The sequence below is a fragment of the Hyalangium versicolor genome (assembly GCF_020103695.1).
Lineage (GTDB): Bacteria > Myxococcota > Myxococcia > Myxococcales > Myxococcaceae > Hyalangium > Hyalangium versicolor.
In genome coordinates this window covers 123,254-148,016 of record NZ_JAHXBF010000010.1, presented here as the reverse complement: position 1 = coordinate 148,016, position 24,763 = coordinate 123,254, and the positions used below count along the sequence as shown (strand labels likewise).

Here is a 24,763-nt window from a genome sequence, read left to right as displayed (position 1 = left end):
CTTGTGGGCCTGGAAGGTCACTGCCTTGCTCGTACTTGGACTGGAAACCAGTTGTGATGAGACCGCAGCCGCCCTGGTGGAGGACGGCCGGCGTGCGTTGTCGGATGTCGTCTCCACACAGGTGGACATCCACCGCCGCTGGGGCGGAGTGGTGCCGGAGCTCGCGAGCCGCAACCACATCGTCCAGGTGATGCCGGTGCTCCACGAGGCGCTCACCCGTGCGGGCAAGACGCTAGAGGATGTGGACCTCATCGCCGTCACCTCGGGGCCGGGGCTGATTGGGGCGCTGCTGGTGGGGGTGCAGGTGGCCAAGTCGCTGAGCCTGGCGACGGGCAAGCCCTTCGTGGGAGCCAACCACCTGGAGGGGCACCTGCTGGCCATCCGGCTGCTGGAGGACGCGCCCGAGCCGCCGTTCCTCGGACTGGTCGTCTCGGGTGGGCACACAAGCCTCTACGAGGTGCAGGACTACGGCCGGTACCGACTGGTCGGTAGCACTCGAGATGACGCGGCGGGTGAGGCCTACGACAAGACGGCGCGCATCCTGGGTCTGCCGTATCCGGGCGGGCTTCCGATTGATCAGCTCGCGCAGAAGGGCGATCCGGAGGCCATCCACTTCCCGCGAGCGCTTCCGCAGCCGGATACGTTCGACGTGTCCTTCTCGGGGTTGAAGACGTCGGTGTTGAACCACGTGCGCAAGCACGGCGTGCCGCAGGGGCAGGCGCTGGCGGACCTGTGCGCCTCGTTCCAGGAGGCGGTGGCGGACGCGCTGTCGAAGAAGTTCATCGCGGCGGGGCGGCGGTTGGGGCTGAAGCGGCTGGTGGTGTGCGGAGGCGTGGCGGCGAACTCGCGGTTGCGCTCGCTGTGCCTGGAGCGCGCGGAGGATCGGGGCCTGAAGCTCTACCTGCCGCCAGTGCGGTTGTGCACGGACAACGGGGCCATGATTGCGGTGGCCGGGTACGAGGCCTGGCGCCGGGGGCTGCGAGGGGACTTCAAGCTCGCGGCGGATCCGGCGTGGCGGATGTGAGGGAGGGGAACGTGGAAACGCCGCGAGAGATTCTCAAGCGCCACGGGCTGCACGCGAAGCACAGCTGGGGGCAGAACTTCCTGGGCGACGAGGGTGCGCTGCAGGAGATCGCCGAGGCGCTGGAGCTGCGCAAGGACGAGCCGGTGGTGGAGCTGGGGCCGGGGCTGGGGCACCTGACGCGGTTCCTGGCGGCCACGGGCGCGCGAGTCACGGCGGTGGAGAAGGACCGGGACATGCTCGCGGTGTTGGAGAAGGAGGCCATTCCTGGAGTGAGGGTGGTGTCCGGCAACGCGGCGACTGTGGAGTTCGCGGAGGTGGCGGGAGCGCCGGAGGTGGCGGTGGTGGGCAACCTGCCGTACCACCTGACGAGCCCCATCCTGTTCCGGGTGTTGGAGCAGCGCGCGCACGTGTCGCGGGCGGTGTTCACGCTGCAGAAGGAGGTGGTGGAGCGGCTGGCGGCAGAGCCGGGGACGCGAGATTACGGGCTGCTCTCGGTGCTGCTCGGGTTGTACTTCGACGTGGAGCACCTGTTCACGCTGGAGGCGCATCTCTTCCACCCTCCGCCGAAGGTGGACTCGGCGGTGGTGCGGCTGACGCGGCTGAAGGCGCCCCGGGCTCCGCTGGTGAGCGAGGAGCGCTTCATCCGGGTGGTGAAGGCGGGGTTCGCGCAGCGGCGCAAGACGCTGTTCAACTCGCTCAAGTCGGACAAGTCACTGGCGACGCCCGAGCAGTGGGCAAAGGCGCTGGAGACGGCAGGGATCGACCCGATGCGTCGAGCGGAGACGCTCGCACCCGCGGAGTTTGCCGCGCTGGAGAGGGCTCTCGGCTCGGTGGGTTAGCCTGCTGGTAAGGCGCACACGCGAGTCTTTCTCCAGTGCCGGCTGCACGCGCGCTGCGGAATCCGCAGTGCGCTCTGCGCTTCCTGCATCCCCATGAACGAGCTGTCGACGTAACCGCGCGAACTCTCCGGTGCGCCGGGGTTGGCGCATGCCTTGCTCAAGCTCGGGCCAGGAGCACGGTCCGGGTGCTCCTCCAAGTCGAACACCTGAGCGAGTGGAGAGAGCCATGAAGATTCTGAGCAAGAAGGGGCGCGCGGTCCTGCTGGGCAGCATCCTGTCGATGTGGGCGAGCGGTTGTGACTCCACGGCGACCGGGACCGAGGATCCGTCGACCACCGAGGATCCGGTGACGGAGGGCACGCCGACCTCCCAGCCTGATCGCGGGGGCATCGGAATGCTGCCTCCACCGCCGCCACAGCAGCAGCAGTCCCCGCCTCCGCCTCCGCAGGATCCGCCTCCGCCTCCGCCTCCGCAGGATCCGCCTCCGCCCCCGCCGCCGGTGACCAGCGGAGTGGATCCCCAGCGCTCCCTGGCCGTGACGGATGACGCCATCCTCAGCAAGTTCACCCTGCAGACGGTGATGGATCAGCTCGTCGGGACGAGCGGCGTGCCCACGACGGCGCTCGATCTCTTCCATCAGTGGTGGGACACGGAGCGGCCCGCCCCCGGTCTCGGCGCGGGCCCTCACTGCGACAGCCCGGGCATCGCCAACATGAACGGCTTCCCATACCCATGTCGGCCCGCCGAGGGTGGACAGGCGCTCGTGGACCCGTTCATCAACGCCACCACGAACCCCAACGCCTACCTACCCGTGGGTCTCTTCAACCGCTTCGATCTGGCTCCCGCGAACGGCGCCAACTGCGGCGAGTACCGCATCGTCTTCGCCAAGCGCTCCGGCATCACCAACCCGAGGGATCGGCTCTTCGTCATCTTCGAGGCAGTGCTGCCCAACCCCACGCCCGCGCTGGGCCTGGAGGGCTGCCGGCCCGTGGCCAACTTCTGGGCCGGCCTCACCGCGGACGCGGACGTGAACTCACGAGGCGACAAGCTGCATGACTTCTACTTCCTGGGGCTCCCCGGCTTCATGCCCGTGTTCCACGTCGACAACCTGGGCAATCGCGCGAGCAACACCGGTCAGGTGCGCATCAACCAGTTCATGCAGCCCACCTGGAACCTGCGTGAGTTCAAGATCCGCAAGAACTGCGGCGCGGGGGCGTGCACCGTCCAGTTCACCCCCGTCACGGTGAAGACCAACCCTGGCGGCATCCTCTTCAACCCAGGCTCGACGCATGCGCGGACGGCGGACTTCCAGAACGTCGTCTTTCCCGACCAGGTAGCCAGCCTGGCGGTCAACGACATCAACCGTTTCGGCCTGAGCATCCCGGACGCGTTCAACAGCGGCCAGAGCGACGAGCAGAACCCGCAGGAGAACCACTACGTGAACCAGTTCGGCGCGGGCCCCAGCCCGCTGCGGGCAAACATCCAGAACAAGCTGAGCGCCATCGGCAGCACGCTCACTCCGGACCAGGTGGTGGCGCGAGCCATGGCCCTTTCCTGCGCGGGCTGCCACCGTCTCAGCAATGGGGCGAACCTGGGCAGCGGCATCATCTGGCCGCCCTCGCTGGGCTTCACGCACACCTCCGAGCTGACCGATCCCGGCCCGGACGGTCCGCGCCACCGCCTCTCTCCGGCGCTCGTGGGTACCTTCCTCCCTCACCGCAAGGAGGTGCTCGACACGTTCCTCAGCGCGGCCTGCGGCGATAACGTCTGCGACTCGTGGGAGACGCAGGCCACCTGCTCCGCGGACTGCCAGTAGCGGACGGCGAGGCGGCGCCGGGTCTCGAGTACCGCAAGGTCGGGCGCCCCGCCCTCCCTCACTCAGCCGGACGAGTGGGGGAGGGCGGTGGTGTTTCTCCATGCGCGAGCAGCAGGGCCCGCGCCGCCTCGAGCAGCTCGTCCGACAGGGGCTGCGAGGACGTGGCTCGGGCCAGCGTCATCGTTCCGAAGCACATCGCGATGGTCGCCAGGGCCTTCTGACGGGTCGTGACTCCACCCTCGTCGTCCAGGTGCTCCTGGATTCGGCGGGCCAGCGCGTCCAACTGCTCGGCGTAGGTGGCCTGGACCTCCGGAGAGGCCCGAGTGAGGTCCGACAGGAGCGACGGCATGAGGCAGCCATGCACCGGATCGTCGCGGCGCTGGTGGTTGAGGTAACGGCGGATGAAGTGGCTCAGCCATTCGCGGCCGTGCAGTTCCTCGAGCCCCGCCGTCCAGCGCACCCGGCGCTGCTCCATGAAGTTCCGGATCGCCTCGGAGAGCAGTGCCTCTTTCGAGGCGAAGTGCGCATAGAAGCCGCCCACCGTGAGGCCGGCGGCGCGCATCACCCGCTCCACGCTGGCGCCCTCGAAGCCGTGCTTGCGGAAGAGCGACTCGGCCGCCGCGAGGATTCGCGCATGCGTCGACTGCTTGTGCTCGGGTCCGTACCGCATCTGTGAGACCTCCTACCCCTCCTTGCCACCAGGGCTCGGGGAGCGGAAGAGCATGCAGGTGGTGACGCCGTGGGCGTACAGCCGGCCGGCTTCGTCCGTCAGCCGTCCCTGGGCCGTGGCCATGCGGCCGCCCAGGTGGATGACCTCTCCCGTGCAGGTCAGCTTCCCCGTGTCGTGGGAGATGGGGCGCACGTAGGTGACATGCAGATCCAGCGTGGTGTAGCCCGAGCCGGCCGGCAAGGTGCTGTGGACCGCGCAGCCCATGGCCGAGTCGAGGATCGTGGCCGCCAGCCCGCCGTGAACGGTGCCGATGGGGTTGTACTGGTGCTCGCCGGGCTGCACGGTGAAGACGACGCGGCCCTCCTGCACGTCCGAGGGCTCGAAGCCCATCAACACTGCGATCGGAGCCGGGGGCAGTTCGCCTCGGGCGATGGCCCGCAGGTACTCCAGGCCCGACAGGGTCCGTGCGCTGGCGAGCCCCTCTCGCGGATCCCTCCACGTCACGGTCCGTGTGCGCTGCGTGGCTGTCTCACTCATGAGCGGCTCCATCCAATGGGATGATGGTCATCATGTATGAGGCTCTATCGCACCCTACTCGAGATTGAATCAAGAGTATGATGACCATAATATAAAGACTCATTCAAGGCATGGGCTGGGCCCGAGGAGGGCCGTGCACCCTGAGGGAGCGCTCAGTGCCCGCCTGCCCGAGAGGAGAGCGATCAGATGGAGAAGCGGCGCGTGGTGGTGACAGGGCTGGGGCTCATCAGCCCTTGTGGCACGGGAGTGGAGAAGAGCTGGGCGGCGCTCGTCCGGGGGGAGAGCGGGGTGGGGCCCATCACGCTCTTTGATGCCAGCGGGCTGGACTGCCGCATCGCAGCGGAGGTGAAGGACTTCCGCCCCGAGGACTTCATCGATCGGCGCGAGCTGCGGCGGATGGATCGGTTCGCTCAATTCGCGGTGGGGGCCGCGGACATGGCCATGAAGGACTCGGGGCTGACCATTACTCCCCAGAACGCCGAGCGAGTGGCGGTCATCGTCGGCTCGGGGATTGGCGGCATCGGCAGCCTGGAGGAGACCTACCGCCGGGTCCTGGAGAAGGGGGCGGATCGCATCAGCCCGTTCTTCATCCTTCAGATGATCATCAACATGGCGCCGGGCTACATCTCCATGCGCCACGGCCTCAAGGGCCCGAGCTGGTCCACCAACTCGGCGTGTTCCACGAGCGCTCATGCCATCGGGGAAGCCATGCGAGGCATCCAGCGCGGAGAGTTCGACGCGGCGGTGGTGGGCGGCGCGGAGGCCCCCATCACTGTGCTGGGCGTGGGAGGCTTCGCCGCGATGAAGGCGCTGTCCACGCGGAATGATGCGCCTCAGCAGGCGAGCCGGCCCTTCGACGTGGATCGAGATGGCTTCGTCGTCGCGGAGGGCTCCGGCATGCTGGTGCTGGAGACGTGGGAGCACGCCCGGGACCGTGGCGCGAAGGTGTACGCGGAGCTGACGGGGTATGGAGCGAGCTCGGATGCGTACCACGTGACGACGCCCGCGCCGGAGCATGAGGGGGCCCAGCGCAGCATGCGGCAGGCGTTGGCGGATGCGGGGCTGAAGCCTTCGGACATCGGGTACATCAACGCCCACGGCACCTCCACGGACGTGGGGGATGTGCTGGAGACGGAGGGCATCGCCAAGGTCTTCGGCGAGTCGGCCCGGAAGGTGGCGGTCTCTTCCACCAAGTCCATGACGGGGCACATGAACGGCGCGGCGGGGGCGGCCGAGGCCGTCATCAGCGTGCTGGCGCTCCAGCGAGGCATTCTCCCGCCTACGATCAACCTCCAGCGCCAGGATCCGCGCATCACGCTCGACTGCATTCCCAACGTCGCGCGTGAGCAGCGGGTGGACGCGGTGATGAGCAACTCGTTCGGCTTTGGTGGGACGAACGTGACGCTGGTATTCCAACGCCCGAGGTGAGCCGAGCGCCCTGGTCTCGCCGCGCCGGGCGATGTAGACCTCGGGCGTGAGCGCCCGACGCCAGCGAGTCCGGTCCGACAACACCCAGGCGCGCGGGAGGTCTGTCTTCGTGATCAAGCACGGGGACCTCGAGCACGGGGACATGGAGCAGCGGCGGCTCGATGACGCGGTGACCCACGACTCCATGGGGGTCAGCTTCTATACAGCGGGGAGCGCGACCATCGAGTTCGACAGCCAATGGAGTGTCCGGGCCGGCGATGTCGTGCTGGTTCCGGCGGGCTCACCTCACCGCATGATGGGCATGGAGAAGGTGGAGGGCTGGGGGCTCGGTTTCTGTCCTGTGTGCTTTGTGGCCGACGGGGACGCGAGCCTCCTGGAGCCTTTCGATCGAGTCCGTTCGGGGGCTTCCACGGTCGTGACGATTGCCGAGAATCGCCGGGCGTTCTTCGAGAGCCTCTTTCGCGAACTGCATCAAGAGCTCGAGAAGCCCCGCGATGGCACGCGTATCATCCAGAGGAGTCTGATCTCCCTGATCCTCTCCGAGGTTTCATCCGCGGCCTCTCGCGGCGAGCAGACTCTGGCGGTCGATGACGTCGTCTCGAATGCGCTTCGCTTCATCGAGCGCCGCTGTCTGGAGGGCATCTCGCTCCGGGATGTGGCTGCGGGGGTTCACCGTTCTCCCGCCCATCTGACCACGGCGGTGCGTCGAGCCACGGGGCGCTCGGTGCAGGAGTGGATCATTGCGGGCCGCATGAGCGAGGCCCGTCGTCGGCTGCTGCACTCGGATGAGCTGGTCGACGTGATCGCGGACCGGGTGGGCTATGCCGATGCGACCCACTTCATCAGGATCTTCCGGCGCATCCATGGCGCAACCCCTGCGGCCTGGCGGGCGAACCATCGCCACATGGCCACACCGCAGGCGCGCTGAGCCCGTGCCGGGCGGGTTGGGGCCAAACCTGTAGGACTGGTGGACAGGTTGGCGCGAACCGCTCCCGGAGAGGGCTCCTCCTCGGCAGAGGACTCAGAGGACGCCTTCCGTGACGAGCTCCATCGTGAGTTCGTGGTTGAGCATGGCTGCCGCGATCGAGCCCGCGTTCGCGGCGAACAGGGCGCCTTGCATGGGAGTCGTCAGATCTCCGGCCGCATGGATGCCGCTCACGGAGGTGTGGTGCTGTGCGTCGATGCGAACGAACCCCTGTTCATCGAGGGCGAGCCCGAGGGATGCCACGAGTGCTGTCTGGTGCTGGGGCGGGCGGACGAAGAGGATCTCACGCGCGACTTCGTCGCCACCCTCGAATTGCACGGCAGCGAGTCCTCTGCCGTCCGAGCGAAGACCGATGACTCGGCGCTCCTCGATGCGCACGCCGGCACGCTCGAACTTCTCCCGAGCCTCGGCGGGCACCGGGAACGAGCCATCGGTGAAGGCGATGACATCCTTCGACCAGCCCTTGAGGAAGAGGGCGAAGTCGAGCCATTGCGCCGAGGTCGCCACATATCCGAACGCATGATCGCGCACTTCATAGCCATGACAATACGGGCACATGAAGATGCTCTTGCCCCAGAGGTCGCGATAGCCCGGCGTGTGGGGAACCTCATCCACCATCCCGGTGCAAAGGAGCACGCGCCGGGTCAGCACCGTGCTGGAAGCCAGGCGAACCGCGAAGAGCTTGCCCTGCCGTTCGATGGCCTCGATCCGCGTGTCCCGGACTTCCACGGAGGCATAGGGTTGGAGCTGTTCGCGGGCGATCCTGCGGAATTCCGAGGGAGGAATGCCATCGCGAGTGACGAAGCTGTGCATGTGCTCGGCCGCGGCATTGCGAGGCGGGCCCGAGTCACACAAGAGCGCGTTCTTCCGCGCGCGACCGAGCATCAGCGCCGCCGAGAGACCGGCGGGTCCTCCTCCTACGATGACGACGTCATGAGGCATGAGCTTGTTCTCCAGGGCTGTCTTCAGAGTCGTCCCTGAAGTAGCGCCCGGGAGCAGCCCGCCGGTAGCGCGGGTCTTTCGTCGACGTCGGCGGATTTTTCGGTCGAAGCGGAGAAGTGCGAGAGCGAGCTACTTCTCCTGCATCCCGAGCGCCTTGAGCAGATCTCCCCGCTGCTCCAGGAACGCGCGGAACTCATGCTCGGGGATGCGCATGCGCGCCAGCACGCCACGGAGGATCTCCTCGGGGCTGCCGTCCTGGCGGCGCTTGAGCTCCAGCGCCGTCTTGAGCAGCACCACTCCATAGAGGGGATCGGGCTCCACGGGAGGGGAGGCCGGCGCCTTGGGGCGAGCGGCCTGTTTGCGCTCCTCCAGCTTCACCACCGTCTTCGCGCGCTGCCTTCCGCTCATCTCCCTGCGCACCCCACGCCCGTGTGTTGGCTCGGCGGGCGGACCGTACGGAAACGCCCCCCGGACCGTCAAGCAGGCACACGCCAGGAATCTGTGCTATCCGCCTGCGCGGATGGACTACCGGTACATCGTCGTCGAGGGGCCCATAGGCGTGGGCAAGACGAGCCTCTCCAACCTCCTGGCCGAGCGCTTCAGTGCGCGCCGGATCCTGGAGGTGGTGGAGGAGAACCCATTCCTCTCCAGCTTCTACACGGACCGGCACAAATACGCGTTCCAGACGCAGATCTTCTTCCTGCTCTCGCGCTTCCGTCAGCAGCAGGAACTCTTCCAGCAGGACCTCTTCAGCTCCGTCACCGTCAGTGACTACCTGTTCGCCAAGGACCGCATCTTCGCGTGCCTGACGCTGGACTCGCACGAGCTGGCGCTCTACGACCGGGTGTTCGAGGCGCTGGGACCTCGGGTGACGAAGCCGGACCTCGTCATCTATCTCCAGGCCCGGCTGGACGTCTTGCTGCACCGCATCAAGAAGCGGGCGCGCGAGTTCGAGCGCAAGTTCGACGCCGCCTACCTCGAGGAGCTGGTGCACGCCTACAACGACTTCTTCGCCCACTACACCGAGACACCGCTGCTGGTGGTGAACACCTCGGACATCGACTTCGTGAACAATGAGGCGGACCGCGAGGGGCTGATGGCGGCCATCCAGAAGGCGAGCCAGGGCGGCACCCACCATTACACTCCACAGTCTGGCAGGCGGGCTTGACGCCCGGGCGCTCGCTTGCTCGCCCTACAAGTTCCCCACAGAACGAGAGAGGGCGTTAGAGTACGGGCAGACCTCCGTCGATCCCCTGGGACGGCGAGAGGTGGACACCGCAGCACCCAGTACCCCCCATCACCACATGAGGAGGTGAACCGTGAAGGACAAGGTCACCATCCACACGCTGAAGCGCTTGAAGCAGGCCGCCCAGAAGATCTGCATGGTCACGGCTTATGACGCCACCTTCGCCCGGATCCTCGATGAGTCCGGAGCGGATGTCCTCCTGGTAGGCGACTCGCTGGGCATGGTCGTCCAAGGGCATGACTCCACGCTCCCTGTGACGATGGACCAGATGATCTACCACTGCACGGCCGTCAGCCGGGGAGCCCGCCGGGCTCACGTGGTGGGCGATATGCCCTTCATGAGCTACCAGACGTCGGTCGAGGCTGCGGTGCGCAACGCCGGGCGGCTCGTGGCCGAGGGCGGAGTGGGCAGCGTGAAGCTCGAGGGCGGCGCCGAGTTCGCCGACACCGTGGCCGCCATCACCCGCGCGAGCATTCCCGTCATGGGGCACCTGGGGCTCACCCCTCAGTCCGTGCACAAGATGGGCGGCTATGTGGTGCAGGGCAAGGACGAGCAGGCCGCTCGGAAGATCCTTCACGACGCGCTCGCGCTGGAGCGGGCCGGCTGCTACGCGCTGGTGCTCGAGGGGGTACCCAACGAGCTCGCGCGGCAGATCACCCATCGCCTGAGCATCCCCACCATCGGCATCGGCGCGGGAGTTGATTGCGATGGGCAGGTGCTCGTCTGTTACGACCTCCTGGGGATGAACCCGCACTTCAAGCCCAAGTTCGTCAAGCGCTTCGCGGACCTCCACGGCACCATCACCGGTGCGGCCAGCGCCTTCTTCTCCGAGGTTCGCGCCGGCACCTTCCCGGACGACGATCACTCGTTCCACTCGAAGACGCTGCGGTTGGTGGCCTCCAACGCTCTGCCCGAGCCGGATGCCGCTGAGGCCTCCGAGGGCACGGAGAAGATCGGTCCTGTCTACGGAGTCCCGGTCTGAGCGCCATGGCTCCTCGCGTTCTCCGTTCCGTGGAAGAGGTGAAGGCGTGGGGAGCGGAGCTCCGTCGGGCAGGGCGCCGGCTCGCGCTGGTTCCCACCATGGGCTTCCTGCATGAGGGGCACCTGTCCCTCATGCGAGAGGGCCGCCACCGCGCGGACGTGGTGGCCACCTCCATCTTCGTCAACCCCACCCAGTTCGGTCCCAAGGAAGACCTGAGCCGTTACCCCCGGGACTTCGAGGGAGACCTGGCCCGGTGCGCCAGCGCGGGCGTGGACGTCGTCTTCGCTCCCGAGGCGGGTGCCATGTACCCGCCCGGCTACCAGACGTATGTAGAGGTGACGGAGGTTAGCAAGGGCCTGTGCGGCGACCGGCGCCCCGGACACTTTCGTGGCGTGGCCACCATCGTCACCCAACTGCTCTGCCTCTTCCGTCCCGACGTGGCCCTGTTCGGCGAGAAGGACTACCAGCAGCTCCAGGTCATCAAGGCGATGAACCGCGATCTGCACCTGGGCGTGGACATTGTCGGCATGCCCACCGTGCGCGAGGCGGACGGGCTGGCGATGAGCTCTCGCAATGCCTACCTCAGTCCTGAGGAACGGAAGCGGGCGCTCGCCCTCTCGAGAGGGCTGGGGGCGGCTCAGGCGCTGGCTCGGGCCGGCACCTCCGAGGCGTCAGCGCTCACGGAAGCGGTTCGTCGAGAGCTGCGAGCCGCGGATCTCCGGGAGGATTACGTGGAGCTGGTGGATGCCGAGCGCCTCACGCCTCTGCCCACCCTCCAGCCCGGCCAGCCCGCGCGCTTGCTGGTGGCTGCCTTCAGTGGCTCCACCCGGCTCATCGACAACCAGCCCATCGGGGGCTAAGGGACGCGCGTATGTCGGGCAGCAAGGCGAAGGCAGGTGGAGCAGGGACGGGCGTGAAGGTCATCGCCGAGAACCGCAAGGCTCGCGCTGCCTACACCGTGGATGAGAAGCTGGAGGCTGGCCTCCAGCTCCAGGGCAGCGAGGTGAAGGCCCTGCGCGAAGGCACGGCCAACCTGTCGGACGCCTACGCGCTCCCCAAGGGCAGCGAGCTTTTTCTGCTCAATGCCCACATCGGGAGCTACAAACCCGCTAATGTGTTCACGCATGAGCCTCTGAGAGGCCGTAAGCTGCTGCTGCATCGTGCGGAAATCGACCGCTGGGCAGCGAAGGTGCGAGAGCGGGGTTATTCCATCATCCCGCTTGTGCTGTACTTCAAGAATGGGAAGGCCAAGGTGGAGCTGGGGCTCTGCAAGGGCAAGACCCACGAGGACCGGCGACAGGACATCAAGGAACGGGAGACCAAGCGGGAGATGGAGAGAGAGTCGCGACGCCGCTGAGCGCTCTGCCCCCCCGCAGTGGACAGGATGGACAAGAAGGGTCCCGACAAGAAGGAGCGGCTGCTGGCGGCCCTGGAGCAGGGCCTGGTGATGATCCACCTGGACGCCCGGCGTCCCGGAGTGCTCGTCCCGCCGCACCTGCGCAACGAGCCTCACCTGAGGCTGAACCTCTCGTACCGGTTCGATCCTCCGGATCTCTCCGTGAGTGACTGGGGGGTGCGCTCGACGCTGAGCTTCTCGGGCACGCGCTTCACGGTAGCGGTGCCCTGGTCGGCGCTGTTCGCCATCGCCAGCCATGTCACCAAGGAGCTGTTCTGGATGTACCCGGATGACATGCCTCCGGAGTTGCTCCAGCAGACGATGGTGACCACCAAGGTGCCCACGCAGGAGATGACGGCCGCGGCGCCGCCTCCGCCCGTGGAGGCCCGTCCTCGTGCGGTGCTCCGCGAAGTGCCGGCCGAGACGGAAGGCAGCGAGTCCGAGGGCCCCCGTGATGAGCCGCCCACGCCGCGTCGTGGCCACCTGCGACTGGTGAAGTGAGGCGCCTCAGCGCTTCTGCAGCTCCACCTCGAACTGGCCGGGCGCCCTGCCGATGAAGGAGCCCTTCGACGGCTTGTAGCCACGCAGGGTCACCTCGAAGGAGATCTCCTGGCCCGCGGGGTAGTCATTGTCCATCATCAGGGGCGTGGTGCCCTTGTCCTCCCCATTCACCGTCACCCGAGCCCCCGAGGGTTTGCTGCCGATGATGAGGGGCGGGGGCTTGGAGGGAGTCCGCTCCAGCGCGCCGCGCACCGCCTGTTCGGCGCTCGGGAGCAGGCGCCCGAGGTAGGGCCTTCCGAAGAACACGCCCGCCGCGAGTGCGCCCACCACGGCCAGTCGCAGCGCCCATCGGCCCCAGGGGAAGCGCCGCTTGGGCGCCCAGAGCGTCTCCTCGCGAGGCGCCCGGTTCTCCCACTGGAGCTGATCCGCGGGAGTCTCCAGCACGCTGGGAGCAGTCACCACCGTGCTGACTCCGGGCGTCGCCAGCTCCGTGGCGCAGCGATCGCACGGCGAGTGAGCGGAGGGGAGGGGCGCCTCGCAGCGGACGCAGCGGTAGGTTCGCGGGGCTGGCGTCTTGAGCTCGAGTGGAGCGTCCTCGGAGGACATCTGCGGCGCGGCCGTCTGGAGGTCTTCGGGAGACAGCTCGCGCGCACGGACCTGGGTGCTGGCCAGTTCCTCCGAGGGAGCAGGAGGAACGAGTCGCCCGCTTACGCTCAACGCGGAGCTGTCCACGGGCATGACCCACTCGGCGGACCGTTCGTAGGGATGGCCCGTGAGAGCGGGCTGCTCGGCGGCGAGCGGCGAGATCCAGCCGGGCTCGGAGGGCGCGGACTGAGAGGCCAGCGCCACGCCACGTCCGGGAGACATGACCTTGGTGGCGACCCCGGAAGGTGGCTGGGAGGCCAGTGGAGCACCCGTGAGAGGAGCTCGGACTGCCGCGCCCTCGGATTGCTCGAGCAGCGTGGGCGGCAAGCTCAGCCCTGCGAGGAACGCGGCCAACGAGTGGGATGTGGCGGGTTCACCTGCCCGGGCGAGGTAGCGCGCGAGCGCCTCGGCCATGTCCTCGGGCTGGGGAAAGCGCGCCTCGGGCTGCTTCTGGAGCGCGCGCATGACGATCTCGGCCAGCGGCTCGGGCACACCGGTGAGCGGTGGAGGCGTGCCGCCCGCGATGGCCATGGCGACGATGATCGCCTCCGTCGAGTCGCTGAAGGGGTGCAGGCCGGTGAGCAACTCGTAGAGGACGATGCCCAGGGAGAACTGATCGCTGGCGGAGGTGGCAGCGCCGCCGGTGATGACCTCGGGCGCGGCGTAGGAGGGCTTGCCCTTGAAGACGCCGGGCTGGGTGCCGTGGGAGACGCCCACCAGCTTGGCGATGCCGAAGTCGGTGATCTTCACCTCGCCCTCGCGCGAGATGAGGATGTTGGACGGGGAGATGTCGCGGTGGGCGCTGAGCACCGGCTGGCCGTTGTGCGTGCGCCGGTACGCGTGCGTGAGCCCGGCGAGCGACTGGGCGCCGATGAAGGCCACCAGGTGAGGGGGGAAGCGCGTGCCCTGCTTCTTCGCGCGGCGCACCAGCACCCCGAGATCCCACCCATTCACCAACTCCATGACGAGGAACAGGCCGGTGGCGTCGGTGCCCACGTCATACACGGTGACGATGTTCTGGTGGTGCAGGTGTGTGGCCAGCCGCGCCTCGGAGACGAACATGCGCGCGATGGCTTCGTCCTTGGCGAGGTACGGGAGGATGCGCTTGATGGCGACAGGCTTCTCGAAGCCCTCGGCGCCGCGGGCGATGCCCAGATAGAGCTCCGCCATGCCTCCCGAGGCCAGGGGCCGCACGAGCCGATAGCGTTCGTTCACGGCAGTTCTCCCGGTGTCCTCAGCCCTGGGGCTGGGTGATGTCGCGCAGGAGGGGCCAAGGATAGATGCCGGTGCCGTGGCCGTCACTGAAGGTGAGTGTGAGCGCGTAGTTGCCCACGGGCTGGAGGGCTTGGATGCGCAGGTCTGTCGGCACGCGGGCCGGGTCCAGCGTGCGGCGGTTCGTCCACTCGTCCACGCAGGCAGCGCAGGGACACTGCTGGCGCAGCACCTGCGCGGTGGCATGGGTGCGTGTCCCATCGTCCCACGCCAGCGTCAGCTGCGAGCCGTCCGGAGCCATTTGGACATCCGTGGCCGTGACGGGCTTGGGGGCGGGTTTGATGCGATCCCAGAAGCTCAACGTTTCACCTTCCGAAGGCAGAACAGCGCTGCCCGGTGCTTACCATTCACCCGGGGCACATGGGAGGAGGTGTCACGTCACGAGGCCAGCTTCACGGGCTGCCGGTGGCCCTCCAGGCGCAGGCCCTTCTTCTGGAGCACTCCTCGCAGCGCCTTCACGACGTCCGGATCCAACTGGGCGCCGCTGAGCTTGTCGAGGATCTGCATGGCCTGCTCCAGGGGCATTGCCTTCTGGTAGGGCCGGGTAGAGGTGCACGCGTCGAAGGTGTCGGCACAGGCGACGATGCGGGCCAGCAAGGGGATCTCCTCTCCCTTGATCTTGTCCGGGTAGCCGGTGCCGTCCCAGCGCTCGTGGTGGCTGCGCACGCAGGAGCGCACTCCCGACAGGAAGCTCACCGGCCCGATGATCGAGTCCCCGATGGCGGGGTGCTCGCGCATGATGGCCATCTCCGCGTCCGTCAGCCGTGACTGCTTGCAGAGGATGGACTCGACGATGCCGATCTTCCCGATGTCGTGGAGGATGCCGCCGTACTGAAGCTGCTTGAGCTGGGCCTCGGGCAGCTTCATCTCGCGGCCGATCTCCACCGCCACGTCTCCCACGCGCTGGCTGTGGCCGCGGGTGTACGCGTCCTTGGAGTCGATGGAGTTGGCCAGGGCGACGATGGTCTCCAGGTAGCCCTGCTCCAGGCTCTCGTAGAGCCGGCGGTTCTCCATGTCGTAGGCCATGAGCTGCTTGCTCATGTAGTTGAACGTCTGGGCCAGCTCGCCCAGCTCGTTCTTCTGACGGATCTCCACCTCGGCGCCGAACTTGCCGTTGGCCAGCTCCAGCGCCTTGGCGGTGAAGTTGCGCAGGGGCCGAGTGAGGTTGCGCGAGAAGGTGGCCGCCAGCACGCACGCCACGAGGATTGCAGCACCCAGGCCCAGGGCAATGCGCTTCTCCATGGCCTCGACCTGGTGGTAGGCCTGCACCACGGGCTGCTCGGAGACGATGGCCCAGTCCAGCCGGGGCATGAGCGTGTAGGCCGCGACGACGGCCTCCTTGCCCGTGCCGAAGTTGCCCACGTGGAAGTGCTCGTTGTCGTCCGCGCCGCGCGCCTGGCTCAGCTGCTGGAGCAGGTGCGCCACGGGGCCGCGCCGCGACACATCCATCTCTCCACCCAGCGTGGAGCCACCCGCCACCAGGTGGCCATGGCGATCCGCCACGTAGAAGAAGCCGCTGGAACCCAGCCGCTCGTCCTGGATCAGCTTCTGGATCGCTGCCAGAGAGATGTCCGCGGCGATGTAGCCCTTGACTGGATCTCCCACGGGGAACGCGATGGTCAGCACGGGCAGTTGTTGGGGCCCCTGGCGCACCACCTCCGAGTAGTGCACCTCGGTGAGGCCCTCGAGCAGCGCCTGGGCCCGGGCCTCGTGCTCGGCCACGGCGGTGGGAGGGATGTCGTTGACGGCGAAGGCCTGCAGCCCTGGCAGTCGCTCCTTCTGGGGAGAGAAGAGGGTGATGGCCAGCACTTCGCGGCGCTGGGTGAGCACCGAGGCCAGAAGGGCCCGCTGCTCCACCTCTGGGCTCGTGAAGACGCCGGAGTTGGCCAGCGCGAGCACCGGCTGGGTGGGCTCGGACAGGAGCTCTCCCAGCTTCAGCCGGAGCTGCTTCACACGCTCCTGAGCCAGCTCCTGGGCATCTCGGACGAGCAGCTCACGGGTGTGGGAGACGGACAGCCACCCCACCATCACCGTGGGGATGATGCTGGCGACCAGCATCAGCAGGAGGATGGCTTTGAAGAGGCGCACGTGTCTCGTCCCTCGGTGCTACTTCCAGTTGGGCTCGCCTACCTGGAGCTTCACCCGATCCTCGGTGAGCTCGAAGAGATGCTCGGCGGATGCGTTGGACTTCTGGTTCACACTGAGAGCTCGGACCGTCCATCGATAACGGCCTGCCGGAAGCAGCGGCAACTGCCACTGGGTGGCGCTGAGGGTACGGCGCAGCGGTGAGCCCTCCGCCGGCAGCACCTCCACCTCGTACTCCTTGGCGCCCGTGACGGCGCCCCACGTCAGCGTCACCGGCCCCAGTTGGCCCTTCACCGGTACGAACTTGAAGCGCGAGCCGTCGGTGGGAGTGCGGGGCTGCGGCGATTCGAGGATCACCTCGGCGGGCGGAGGGGGCTGGCCCTTGGCCACCTTCACCATCTGCCCCGCGTTCACCGGCTGCGTCTTGTCCTCGGCACGTACCCGGACCGGTGGGCCCGTCTTCACGGACACGGTGGTCTCGCCGCCTTCTTCCACCTTCACGCTGAAGCTGGAGGGCTGTCCCGCGCCCGGAGAGAGCAGGGCCCAGGCGCTGTCCGCGGTCTTGGCGGCGGAGACGTAGTCGGCGGACTGGAAGTGGGCCTCGGCTTCCTTGAGCTTGGCGGAGGCCTCCTCGCGCCGAGCCGCGTTCCGGTCCGCCTGGGCCACCGCGTTGCGAGCCGCCGCCAGCGCGCTCATGGCCCGGCTGCGGTCCGCCTCGGCGGGAAGTTTCAGCGTGGTGCCTGCTGGCACCGCGTCAGAGGTCAGCCCATTGAGGGCCTTCAGCTCGCTGGCGCCCTTGGGGTCTCCGAGCGTGCGCTCGGCGATCTGCGCCAGGGACTCGCGCTCCTTCACCACCACCTCGCGCTCGGCGGGAGTGGTGGTCAGCCAGACAAGGAGGAAGAGGGCACTTCTCATCGGAACACGATCTCCCTTCCGGCCCGGACGGTCGCGGCGGGCGTGGAGACGGACAGGGACTGGGTGGAAGGTGTCTCCAGGGCCGCGTCCACCTGCCCCTTGAGCACCGTGAGGTCCGTGCGCTCCTGGCCGGGCCGCGAGTGCGTCTCGGCGATGCCGATCAGCGCGTCCTCGCCCAGGTTCACCAGGCTGCCATTGGGGAACAGGACGCGTGCGCTGGCTCCCGCGGCGGTGCGCACCTTGTCGTTCTCGAAGAGCGACAGCCCCTCGCGTGCCGGCAGCCACTCGTCACCGGTGGCGCGCTTGAGCTTTACGTCCCCGCGCACCTCCTTGAGTTGGGCGCGGGGCTCTGGCGCACGGGCCGGAGCCGGAGGCGGCGCAGACGGCTTCTCATCGGCGGAGCAGCCGATGGGCATGGCCGGGAGCGCGAGGGCGAGGAGCATGTAGGACCAGCGTCCGTTCACGAGCGGTTTCCAGGAGCCGCAGTCTAGCTGGGAAGCCTTCCCGCTCGCACGGGGGGGCTGTCCAGGCTGGCCTGCTAGTCCATCAGGCGACGGTGCTGGAGGCACGGCAGGTTGCGGCGGATCCGGGCCAGCAGCTCCGGATCCACCGGTGCGATGGCCAGTCCCTCACCTTCCGAGGCCCGCGCGGTGACGAGTCCCCATGGATCAACCACCATCGCGTGTCCATAGGTGATGCGCTTGTCGGAGTGGCGACCACCTTGGGCCGGGGCGAACAGGTAGCACTGGTTTTCGATGGCCCGGGCTCGCAGCAGGACTTCCCAATGGTCCTTGCCCGTCATGAGGGTGAAGGCAGCGGGCACGGCCAGCAGCGTGGCTCCATCCTTGGAGAGGCGCCGGTACAGCTCGGGGAAGCGCAGGTCGTAGCAGACCGAGAGCCCCAGCCGGCCCAGCTCCGTGTCGGCGGCCACCACCTCCGTGCCGGGTGCCACCGCCGCGGACTCCTGGTAGGTCGCACCGTCGCCCACATCCACGTCGAACAGGTGCATCTTCCGGTAGACGGCCAGGCGCTCGCCCTGGGGGCCGAAGAGGACGCTGGTGTTGTAGAGGCGGTTGCCTGGCGCGCCGGTCTCCAGAATGGAGCCTGCCAGCAGGGTGATGCGCAGCTCGCGCGCCAGCTGGGCCATGCGGGAGAGCGTGGGGCCGTCCAGGGGCTCGGCGGCGCTGGGGCGCTCGGGCTCGGAGCCCATCCACGCGAAGTTCTCGGGGAGCCCTACCAGGCGGGCGCCCAGCCCGGCGGCTTGGCGGACGAGCCGGGTGGCGGCATCCAGGTTGTGGGCCTTATCCGCGGTGGACACCATCTGGGCGGCAGCGATGAGGTGCATGGGGGGGTTATAACGTGTTGCCCGGGGCGTGGAACTCTCGGGAATCATTGTCCTTGCCTACCCTGTTTCACTGCTGGGCCGGGTGCGTCATCCTTTACACCCCGTCTGGCCGTGTGCTAGGGGACCCGCCCGACATTTTTCGAAGGTCGTTCCTCGAAAAGTGGGCCTCCAGTGCCCGCTTTTCTTTTTTTGGAGTCCAGGTTTCGTTCGTATGGCGGAAAGCAACTTCAAGCAGACGGTGGAGGAGAAGGCGATGAGCCTGCTCGAGCCCATCGTTGCGGGTGAGAGTCTCGAGCTCGTCGACCTCGAGTTCGTCCGCGAGCGGGAAGGTTGGGTGCTCCGCCTCTTCATCGACAAGCCGGGAGGCCGGGTGGGCCTGGACGAGTGCAGCCAGGTATCTCGCGCGGTGGATCCGGCGCTGGACGTGGAGGACTTCATCCCCCACGAGTACAACCTCGAGGTCTCCAGCCCCGGGGTCAATCGGCCGCTGAAGAAGCGAGCCCATTATGAGCGGGTGAAGGGACAGAAGATCAAGGTGAAGACCTTCGGTCCCATCGGCGACCCGCCGCGCAAGAACTTCTCCGGCACGCTCACCGAGGTGGCTGGCGAGGAGATTGCGGTCGAGGTGGAGGGAGCGGGCAACTTCCGCATCCCCTTCAAGGACATCGCCAAGGCCAATCTGGAGTTCGAGTTCTAGTCGTCGACATACAGGGTGCGCCCTCGAGCGGCGGGCCCGTGGACCCCTTTGGAGAAGACCATGCCTACTCAAGCCAACCCCAACATCAATCTGAACCTCGTCCTCGACCAGGTGGCCAAGGACAAGGGCATCGAGCGGGGTGTGCTGATCGCGACCCTCGAGGACGCGATGAAGACCGCGGCCAAGAAGCACTTCGGCCAGGACCGCAACCTCGAGGCGAAGTATGACCCGGAGAAGGGCGTGGTGGAGCTGTTCCAGGCCATCGTCGTCGTCGACGAGATCACCGACCCCGTGCAGGCGGTGAACCAGATCCTCATGGCCGAGGCCCGCCGCAAGGGCATGGAAGTGGAGGCCGGCGACGAGCTGGTGTTCCAGATCTTCTACCGCGACGAGGACGCCGCCGAGGCCAAGGCCCAGGACGATCAGTACGGAGACATCCTCCGGCTGAAGACGTTCCGCCGCGGGTTCGGCCGCATCGCCGCCCAGACGGCCAAGCAAGTGATTCTGCAGCGCACCCGCGATGCGGAGCGCGAGAACGTCTTCAACGAGTACAAGGACCGCAAGAACGAGATCGTCACGGGCATTGCCCGCCGGTTCGAGCGCGGCAACATCATCGTGGACCTGGGCCGCGCCGAGGCGGTGCTGCCGGTGCGCGAGCAGGTACCCCGCGAGACGTATCGCCCGGGTGACCGCGTGCAGGCGTACGTTCTGGACGTGCTGCGCGAGTCCAAGGGGCCTCAGATCGTCCTGAGCCGCGCCTCGGTGAACCTGCTGACCAAGCTGTTCGAGATGGAGGTACCCGAGATCGCCGAGGGCATCGTCGTCATCGAGGCGGCGGCCCGTGAGCCGGGCGGCCGGGCGAAGATCGCCGTCAGCAGCCGGGACGCGGACGTGGATCCGGTGGGCGCGTGCGTGGGCATGAAGGGCAGCCGCGTGCAGGCGGTGGTGCAGGAGCTGCGCGGCGAGAAGATCGACATCGTCCCCTACGACGAGGATCCGGCCCGCTTCGTATGCGCCGCCCTGGCCCCCGCCGAGGTCAGCCGCGTCATCATCGACGAGGCCAACCACGCCATGGAGCTGATCGTCCCGGACGACCAGCTCTCGCTGGCCATCGGCCGCCGCGGGCAGAACGTCCGCCTCGCCGCCCAGCTCACCGGCTGGAAGCTGGACATCAACAGCGAGAGCCGCGTGCGCGAGATGCGCGAGTTCGCCAACCGCTCGCTCGGGGCGCTGCCGGGCGTCAACGAGATGCTCATCGAGACGCTCTACGCCCACGGCTTCCGCCAGGCGAAGGACGTCGCCGAGGCCAGCCCCGAGGTGCTCGCCCAGATTCCGGGCCTGGACCCCTCGCGCATCCCCGCGATGCAGGAGGCGGCCCGCAAGCAGATGGTGGATGACGCCGCCGAGCTGTCCCGCATGGACCACGAGCGCGAGCAGGCCCGCATCGCCGAGGCCCGCCGCCACCCGGACGAGCTGAGTCAGGCCGAGCGCATGGCTCGCGTACGGGGCCTCGGAGAGAAGACCATCGAAGCCCTCATGTCCACCGGCTACAAGGCCGTGGAGGACATCGCCAACGAGAAGGACTTGCAGAAACTCGGAGACGTCCCAGGCGTCGGTATCAAGAAGGCCCGCCAGCTCAAGAGCGCGGCCGAGAATTATCTGGTCGAGGAGGCCAAGCTCCGCGCCGAGCTCAATGCCGAGCGCGGCATGCCGCCTCCTTCCGCGACAGGGAGCGCGGAAGTCACCAAGTCGCCGTAAGCTAGGGAGCCGGAGGGGGGATGCGCCCGAAATCCCGTTCCGGTTCGCAGCAGGAGGGCCCTGTCCCCGAGGGCCCCGTTCGCAGCTGTGTCGGCTGTGGTGCCCGACGGGCACAGGGGGAGCTGACGCGGGTCGCTCTGGACCCAGGGGGTGAGGTGGTGGTGGACAGAGCGAGGAGGCTGCCCGGACGAGGCGCCTACCTCTGCGGTGCCGGGTGTCTGACGGCGGCGCTCAAACGGAAGGCCTTCGGGCGAGCCTTTCGTGGCAAGGCGGGCAAGGTTGACCCGTCGAAGCTCGAGCAGGCATGGGAGTCTGGCTCGGGCCCTTGAGCGGTGGGGTGGGGGAGTGGGTGTTAAGGACCATTCGCGGACATTTTTGGATTAGGGTGCTGCGCCCTCGGAAGTAGGCGGAGCAGAAGGCCAAGCAACGTATGTCGAAGAAGCGCGTTCACGAAATCGCGAAAGAGCTCAAGGGCCACGGCATTGAGCTCGACAACAAAGAGGTCGTCACCGAGCTCGCGGCTCTCGGTTACGACGTCAAGAGCCATTCGTCTTCGCTCGATGACGATCAGGCAACGGCCGCGGTCCAGAAGATCCTGGACAAGCGCAAGCCGAAGCAGGCCGCGCCGCCGGTGACGGCCAAGGGCTTCGTGGTGCGCCGCAAGGTCGGGCCGCCCTCGGGCCCGTCGTCCGATGGGACGCAGGAGGCGCAGCAGGTACCCGAGGCCGCTTCGCAGCAGCCCGAGTCGGTCCCTGAGGCTCCGAGGGCCGCCGCTCAGCCCGAGCAGCCCGAGTCGGCTCCTGAGGCTCCGAGGGCCGCTGCTCAGCCCGAGCAGCCCTCTGCCACCGCCGAGGCTCCGAGGGCCGCTGCTCAGCCCGAGCAGCCCTCTGCCACCGCCGAGGCTCCGAGGGCCGCTGCTCAGCCCGAGCAGCCCTCTGCCACCGCTGAGGCTCCGAAGGCCGCTGCTCAGCCCGAGCAGCCCATCGCCGCTGCTCCGCCGGCTCCTCCGGCCGTTGCCGCACGGCCCGAGACTCCTGCGGCTCCTCCAACTGCTCCGCAGCCGGTGTCTACTCCTCCGCAGCGCTTCCCCACTCAGGAGAGGTCCTCCTTGCCCTCCCATCCGCCCCGTACGCCGGTTCCGCCAACGGTCCGGTCGCCCGGCACCCAGGCCACTGTCATCTCTCGTCCCCCGCAGGGCGCGGGCATGTCGGGTCGTCCGGGAGGGCAGCAGGGTGGCCGTCCCATGGGCCCTGGTGGCCGTCCGGGTGGCCCGGGTGGGCACGGTGGCCGTCCCGGTGGTCCGGGTGGACACGGTGGCCGTCCCGGTGGTCCGGGTGGACACGGTGGCCGTCCCGGTGGCCCGGGGCAGGGGCCTGTGCGTCCCACCTCTCCGGCCGCGGGGTCTCAGGCTCAGGCCTCGGCCCAGCCGGGGCAGAACGTCACCATGGTCGGCGGCGTGCCTCACGCTCCGACGCAGCAGGACTCACGCCAGCTTCGCCCCACGGCGACTCAGGCCGTCGTCATCTCGCGCCCGCTGATCCAGGTGCGTCGCGTCACGCCGACCACCACCCAGCAGAAGCAGTACCCGATGGCGCCGGGCAAGAAGGCCATCGGCGAGGTTCGCGAGTTCAAGGTCGTCCCGGATCACGCCGGGCGCGGCCGCGAGCTGGTCGACGTCTCCAAGAACAAGGACAAGGCGCCGCGCAAGAGGGGCGGAGCCGCTGAGACGGCCGTCTCCAAGCAGGAGCTCTCGGACTTCGTCTGGGGCCGCGTCAACATCCCCATCCGTGGCAAGAAGAAGAAGCCCACGAAGAAGGGCGCCAAGACGCAGATCACCCAGATGGCCGAGGAGAAGAAGGTCATCAAGCTCCAGGAGGGCATCAGCGTGTCCGACCTGGGCCAGCGCATGGGTGTGCGCACCGCGGACATCATCAAGAAGCTGATGGGCCTGGGGAAGATGGCCACGGCCAACCAGCTCGTCGACGCGGACACCGCCGAGCTCATCGCCACCGACTACGGCTGGAAGGTGGACCGGGTGGGCTTCGAAGTCGAAGACTACCTGCCCGAGGTGGAGGCGAAGCCCGAGGACGAGCGTCCTCGCCCGCCTGTCGTCACCGTCATGGGCCACGTCGACCACGGCAAGACGAGCTTGCTGGACGCCATCCGCAGCGCCAGCGTGGCCTCGGGCGAGGCCGGCGGCATCACCCAGCACATCGGCGCGTACAGCGTCACCACGGCGCGCGGGGACATCACGTTCCTCGATACGCCGGGCCACGAGGCCTTCACGTCCATGCGCGCCCGTGGCGCCAACGTGACGGACATCGTCATCCTGGTGGTTGCCGCGGATGACGGCGTGATGCCTCAGACGATCGAGGCCATCAAGCACGCCAAGGCCGCCGAGGTGCCCATCGTCGTCGCCATCAACAAGATGGACGTGCCGGGCGCCAACCCGGACCGCGTGAAGAAGGACCTGGCCAACCACGAGCTCGTCCCCGAGGAGTGGGGCGGCGACACCATCATGGTGCCCGTGTCCGCCAAGCAGAAGATGGGCCTGGACCTGCTGCTCGAGAACGTCGTCCTCCAGGCGGAGGTGCTCGAGCTGACGTCCAACCCGAAGCGTCCGGCGGTGGGCGCCATCATCGAGGCCAAGCTGGACCGCGGCCGTGGCCCCGTGGCCACCGTCCTGGTGCAGGAGGGCACGCTGCGGCTGGGTGACGCCATCGTCACCGGTACGCACTACGGCCGCGTTCGCGCCATGAACAACAGCCGTGGCGAGCAGGTGAAGGAAGTGCTCCCCGGCTACTGCGCGGAGGTCATCGGCCTGTCCGGTGTGCCCACCGCGGGTGACGCCATCAACGTGGTGGCGGACGAGAAGGCGGCCAAGCAGATTGGCGACCACCGCGCCATGAAGGAGCGCCAGGTCGAGCTCAGCAAGGTCAGCCGCGAGACGCTGGATCAGCTCTTCGCCAAGACCAAGGCGGGCGGCGGTCCCAAGGAGCTGCGCGTCGTCATCAAGGCGGACGTGCAGGGCTCGGCCGAGGCCGTCAAGCAGGCCCTGACCAAGCTGTCCGGCCCGAAGGTGCGGGTGGAGATCATCGACACCGGCGTGGGCGCCATCACCGAGTCGGACGTCATGCGTGCGGCCGCCTCCAAGGGTCTGGTGGTGGGCTTCAACGTGAAGCCCGAGTCCGGCGCGGAGTCCGCGGCCAAGGCTCAGCAGGTGACGCTGCAGACCTACAGCATCATCTACGAGCTCATCGATGGTGTCCGTACGGCCATGGAGGAGCTGCTGGAGCCCATCCGCACCGAGCGCAAGCTGGGGCGCGCCGAGGTCCGCAACACGTTCAACGTGCCGAAGCTCGGTACCATCGCCGGCGCCGCGGTGCTGGACGGTGTCATCAAGCGTGGCGCCTTCGTGCGCCTCATGCGCGAGAACAAGCAGCTCTTCGCCGGGAAGATGGCGTCGCTCAAGCGGTTCAAGGACGACGTCAAGGAAGTGGCGCAGGGCTTCGAGTGCGGTATCGGCATCGAGAACTACAACGATCTCAAGGCCGGCGACATCATCGAGGCCTATGAGATCGAGGAGACTCGGCAGAGCCTGACTTAAGCCTCTGCTCGCCTTCGGAGCTGTTCACCGTTGGCCCCGGCGGCCGGCCCATGCGCCGCCGCCGGGCAGAGGG

Annotated in this window: 24 protein-coding genes; 14 read left to right on the top strand and 10 right to left on the bottom strand. The window is 67.9% G+C overall.

Annotated features, from left to right (window positions below; genetic code table 11):
- The first annotated feature begins 25 nt into the window (after window positions 1-25).
- The 3 genes from tsaD to KY501_RS21685 all read left to right on the top strand — a co-directional run bounded on the left by tsaD (window position 26) and on the right by KY501_RS21685 (window position 3,679).
- Complete coding sequence (tsaD, locus tag KY501_RS21695) at window positions 26-1,024, top strand: tRNA (adenosine(37)-N6)-threonylcarbamoyltransferase complex transferase subunit TsaD (protein ID WP_224365142.1); 999 nt, start codon at window positions 26-28, stop codon at window positions 1,022-1,024.
- A gap of 11 nt (window positions 1,025-1,035) precedes the next feature.
- Window positions 1,036-1,863 carry a 16S rRNA (adenine(1518)-N(6)/adenine(1519)-N(6))-dimethyltransferase RsmA gene (rsmA, locus tag KY501_RS21690; protein ID WP_224365141.1) on the top strand — a complete coding sequence of 276 codons (828 nt, stop codon included), beginning with the start codon at window positions 1,036-1,038 and terminating at the stop codon, window positions 1,861-1,863.
- A gap of 226 nt (window positions 1,864-2,089) precedes the next feature.
- The gene (locus KY501_RS21685; RefSeq protein ID WP_224365140.1) at window positions 2,090-3,679 is read left to right on the top strand and encodes a hypothetical protein; all 1,590 of its coding nucleotides are present in this window, start codon (window positions 2,090-2,092) and stop codon (window positions 3,677-3,679) included.
- A 58-nt stretch (window positions 3,680-3,737) separates the two neighbouring features.
- Here the strand turns inward: KY501_RS21685 and KY501_RS21680 are convergent, their stop codons facing one another.
- Entirely contained in the window at window positions 3,738-4,349 is a 612-nt protein-coding gene (locus tag KY501_RS21680) for a TetR/AcrR family transcriptional regulator (protein WP_224365139.1), read from the bottom strand.
- Between the two features lie 12 nt (window positions 4,350-4,361).
- On the bottom strand, window positions 4,362-4,886 hold the full coding sequence (locus tag KY501_RS21675; RefSeq protein WP_224365138.1) for a PaaI family thioesterase: 525 nt from the start codon (window positions 4,884-4,886) through the stop codon (window positions 4,362-4,364).
- A 186-nt stretch (window positions 4,887-5,072) separates the two neighbouring features.
- Between KY501_RS21675 and fabF the strand changes: the two genes are divergently transcribed.
- The gene (fabF, locus tag KY501_RS21670; protein ID WP_224365137.1) at window positions 5,073-6,314 is read left to right on the top strand and encodes a beta-ketoacyl-ACP synthase II; all 1,242 of its coding nucleotides are present in this window, start codon (window positions 5,073-5,075) and stop codon (window positions 6,312-6,314) included.
- A 109-nt stretch (window positions 6,315-6,423) separates the two neighbouring features.
- On the top strand, window positions 6,424-7,242 hold the full coding sequence (locus tag KY501_RS21665) for an AraC family transcriptional regulator (protein WP_224365136.1): 819 nt from the start codon (window positions 6,424-6,426) through the stop codon (window positions 7,240-7,242).
- Between the two features lie 93 nt (window positions 7,243-7,335).
- On the opposite strand, the gene KY501_RS21660 is transcribed toward KY501_RS21665, so the two are convergent.
- Window positions 7,336-8,241: an NAD(P)/FAD-dependent oxidoreductase gene (locus tag KY501_RS21660; RefSeq protein WP_224365135.1), complete on the bottom strand. Its 906-nt coding sequence runs from the start codon at window positions 8,239-8,241 to the stop codon at window positions 7,336-7,338.
- A gap of 129 nt (window positions 8,242-8,370) precedes the next feature.
- Complete coding sequence (locus KY501_RS21655; protein ID WP_224365134.1) at window positions 8,371-8,649, bottom strand: hypothetical protein; 279 nt, start codon at window positions 8,647-8,649, stop codon at window positions 8,371-8,373.
- Window positions 8,650-8,761: 112 nt separating this feature from the next.
- On the opposite strand from KY501_RS21655, the gene KY501_RS21650 reads away from it, so the two are divergent.
- The 5 genes from KY501_RS21650 (at window position 8,762) to KY501_RS21630 (ending at window position 12,366) form a co-directional block, all read left to right on the top strand.
- A complete protein-coding gene (locus KY501_RS21650; protein WP_224365133.1) occupies window positions 8,762-9,409 on the top strand; it encodes a deoxynucleoside kinase in 648 nt (215 codons plus the stop codon).
- 151 nt (window positions 9,410-9,560) lie between these two features.
- The gene (gene panB, locus KY501_RS21645; protein WP_224365132.1) at window positions 9,561-10,469 is read left to right on the top strand and encodes a 3-methyl-2-oxobutanoate hydroxymethyltransferase; all 909 of its coding nucleotides are present in this window, start codon (window positions 9,561-9,563) and stop codon (window positions 10,467-10,469) included.
- Window positions 10,470-10,474: 5 nt separating this feature from the next.
- Window positions 10,475-11,329, top strand: a complete 855-nt coding sequence (gene panC, locus KY501_RS21640) for a pantoate--beta-alanine ligase (RefSeq protein WP_224365131.1) — start codon at window positions 10,475-10,477, stop codon at window positions 11,327-11,329.
- 11 nt (window positions 11,330-11,340) lie between these two features.
- Window positions 11,341-11,826: an SsrA-binding protein SmpB gene (smpB, locus tag KY501_RS21635; RefSeq protein WP_224365130.1), complete on the top strand. Its 486-nt coding sequence runs from the start codon at window positions 11,341-11,343 to the stop codon at window positions 11,824-11,826.
- Between the two features lie 27 nt (window positions 11,827-11,853).
- On the top strand, window positions 11,854-12,366 hold the full coding sequence (locus tag KY501_RS21630; RefSeq protein WP_224365129.1) for a ClpXP protease specificity-enhancing factor SspB: 513 nt from the start codon (window positions 11,854-11,856) through the stop codon (window positions 12,364-12,366).
- Between the two features lie 6 nt (window positions 12,367-12,372).
- Here the strand turns inward: KY501_RS21630 and KY501_RS21625 are convergent, their stop codons facing one another.
- From KY501_RS21625 to KY501_RS21600, 6 genes are all read right to left on the bottom strand, one after another.
- Window positions 12,373-14,226, bottom strand: a complete 1,854-nt coding sequence (locus tag KY501_RS21625) for a serine/threonine protein kinase (protein ID WP_224365128.1) — start codon at window positions 14,224-14,226, stop codon at window positions 12,373-12,375.
- 19 nt (window positions 14,227-14,245) lie between these two features.
- Window positions 14,246-14,584: a DUF971 domain-containing protein gene (locus KY501_RS21620; protein WP_224365127.1), complete on the bottom strand. Its 339-nt coding sequence runs from the start codon at window positions 14,582-14,584 to the stop codon at window positions 14,246-14,248.
- 77 nt (window positions 14,585-14,661) lie between these two features.
- Window positions 14,662-16,371, bottom strand: a complete 1,710-nt coding sequence (locus tag KY501_RS21615) for an HD domain-containing phosphohydrolase (protein ID WP_224365126.1) — start codon at window positions 16,369-16,371, stop codon at window positions 14,662-14,664.
- 18 nt (window positions 16,372-16,389) lie between these two features.
- Window positions 16,390-17,283: a LysM peptidoglycan-binding domain-containing protein gene (locus KY501_RS21610; protein ID WP_224365125.1), complete on the bottom strand. Its 894-nt coding sequence runs from the start codon at window positions 17,281-17,283 to the stop codon at window positions 16,390-16,392.
- Window positions 17,280-17,747: a FecR domain-containing protein gene (locus KY501_RS21605; protein ID WP_224365124.1), complete on the bottom strand. Its 468-nt coding sequence runs from the start codon at window positions 17,745-17,747 to the stop codon at window positions 17,280-17,282. The genes KY501_RS21610 and KY501_RS21605 overlap by 4 nt, the downstream gene beginning before the upstream one ends.
- Before the next feature lie 74 nt (window positions 17,748-17,821).
- Entirely contained in the window at window positions 17,822-18,628 is an 807-nt protein-coding gene (locus tag KY501_RS21600; protein WP_224365123.1) for a carbon-nitrogen hydrolase family protein, read from the bottom strand.
- A 211-nt stretch (window positions 18,629-18,839) separates the two neighbouring features.
- Between KY501_RS21600 and rimP the strand changes: the two genes are divergently transcribed.
- The 4 genes from rimP to infB all read left to right on the top strand — a co-directional run bounded on the left by rimP (window position 18,840) and on the right by infB (window position 24,690).
- A complete protein-coding gene (gene rimP, locus KY501_RS21595; protein WP_224365122.1) occupies window positions 18,840-19,325 on the top strand; it encodes a ribosome maturation factor RimP in 486 nt (161 codons plus the stop codon).
- Between the two features lie 60 nt (window positions 19,326-19,385).
- Window positions 19,386-21,083 carry a transcription termination factor NusA gene (nusA, locus tag KY501_RS21590; RefSeq protein WP_224365121.1) on the top strand — a complete coding sequence of 566 codons (1,698 nt, stop codon included), beginning with the start codon at window positions 19,386-19,388 and terminating at the stop codon, window positions 21,081-21,083.
- A gap of 20 nt (window positions 21,084-21,103) precedes the next feature.
- Window positions 21,104-21,412, top strand: a complete 309-nt coding sequence (locus tag KY501_RS21585) for a YlxR family protein (RefSeq protein WP_224365120.1) — start codon at window positions 21,104-21,106, stop codon at window positions 21,410-21,412.
- A gap of 101 nt (window positions 21,413-21,513) precedes the next feature.
- Complete coding sequence (infB, locus tag KY501_RS21580) at window positions 21,514-24,690, top strand: translation initiation factor IF-2 (RefSeq protein ID WP_224365119.1); 3,177 nt, start codon at window positions 21,514-21,516, stop codon at window positions 24,688-24,690.
- The last annotated feature ends 73 nt before the right edge of the window (window positions 24,691-24,763 follow it).

Bases quoted from the DNA above. Each gene is read 5' to 3' on its own strand.
- panC (WP_224365131.1), top strand. From the start codon at position 10,475: ATGGCTCCTCGCGTTCTCCGTTCCGTGGAAGAGGTGAAGGCGTGGGGA.
- KY501_RS21600 (WP_224365123.1), bottom strand. From the start codon at position 18,628: ATGCACCTCATCGCTGCCGCCCAGATGGTGTCCACCGCGGATAAGGCC.
- KY501_RS21680 (WP_224365139.1), bottom strand. From the start codon at position 4,349: ATGCGGTACGGACCCGAGCACAAGCAGTCGACGCATGCGCGAATCCTC.
- KY501_RS21655 (WP_224365134.1), bottom strand. From the start codon at position 8,649: ATGAGCGGAAGGCAGCGCGCGAAGACGGTGGTGAAGCTGGAGGAGCGC.
- rimP (WP_224365122.1), top strand. From the start codon at position 18,840: ATGGCGGAAAGCAACTTCAAGCAGACGGTGGAGGAGAAGGCGATGAGC.
- smpB (WP_224365130.1), top strand. From the start codon at position 11,341: ATGTCGGGCAGCAAGGCGAAGGCAGGTGGAGCAGGGACGGGCGTGAAG.
- infB (WP_224365119.1), top strand. From the start codon at position 21,514: ATGTCGAAGAAGCGCGTTCACGAAATCGCGAAAGAGCTCAAGGGCCAC.
- KY501_RS21610 (WP_224365125.1), bottom strand. From the start codon at position 17,283: ATGAGAAGTGCCCTCTTCCTCCTTGTCTGGCTGACCACCACTCCCGCC.
- KY501_RS21650 (WP_224365133.1), top strand. From the start codon at position 8,762: ATGGACTACCGGTACATCGTCGTCGAGGGGCCCATAGGCGTGGGCAAG.
- nusA (WP_224365121.1), top strand. From the start codon at position 19,386: ATGCCTACTCAAGCCAACCCCAACATCAATCTGAACCTCGTCCTCGAC.
- KY501_RS21660 (WP_224365135.1), bottom strand. From the start codon at position 8,241: ATGCCTCATGACGTCGTCATCGTAGGAGGAGGACCCGCCGGTCTCTCG.
- KY501_RS21585 (WP_224365120.1), top strand. From the start codon at position 21,104: ATGCGCCCGAAATCCCGTTCCGGTTCGCAGCAGGAGGGCCCTGTCCCC.
- KY501_RS21685 (WP_224365140.1), top strand. From the start codon at position 2,090: ATGAAGATTCTGAGCAAGAAGGGGCGCGCGGTCCTGCTGGGCAGCATC.
- KY501_RS21630 (WP_224365129.1), top strand. From the start codon at position 11,854: ATGGACAAGAAGGGTCCCGACAAGAAGGAGCGGCTGCTGGCGGCCCTG.
- fabF (WP_224365137.1), top strand. From the start codon at position 5,073: ATGGAGAAGCGGCGCGTGGTGGTGACAGGGCTGGGGCTCATCAGCCCT.
- KY501_RS21675 (WP_224365138.1), bottom strand. From the start codon at position 4,886: ATGAGTGAGACAGCCACGCAGCGCACACGGACCGTGACGTGGAGGGAT.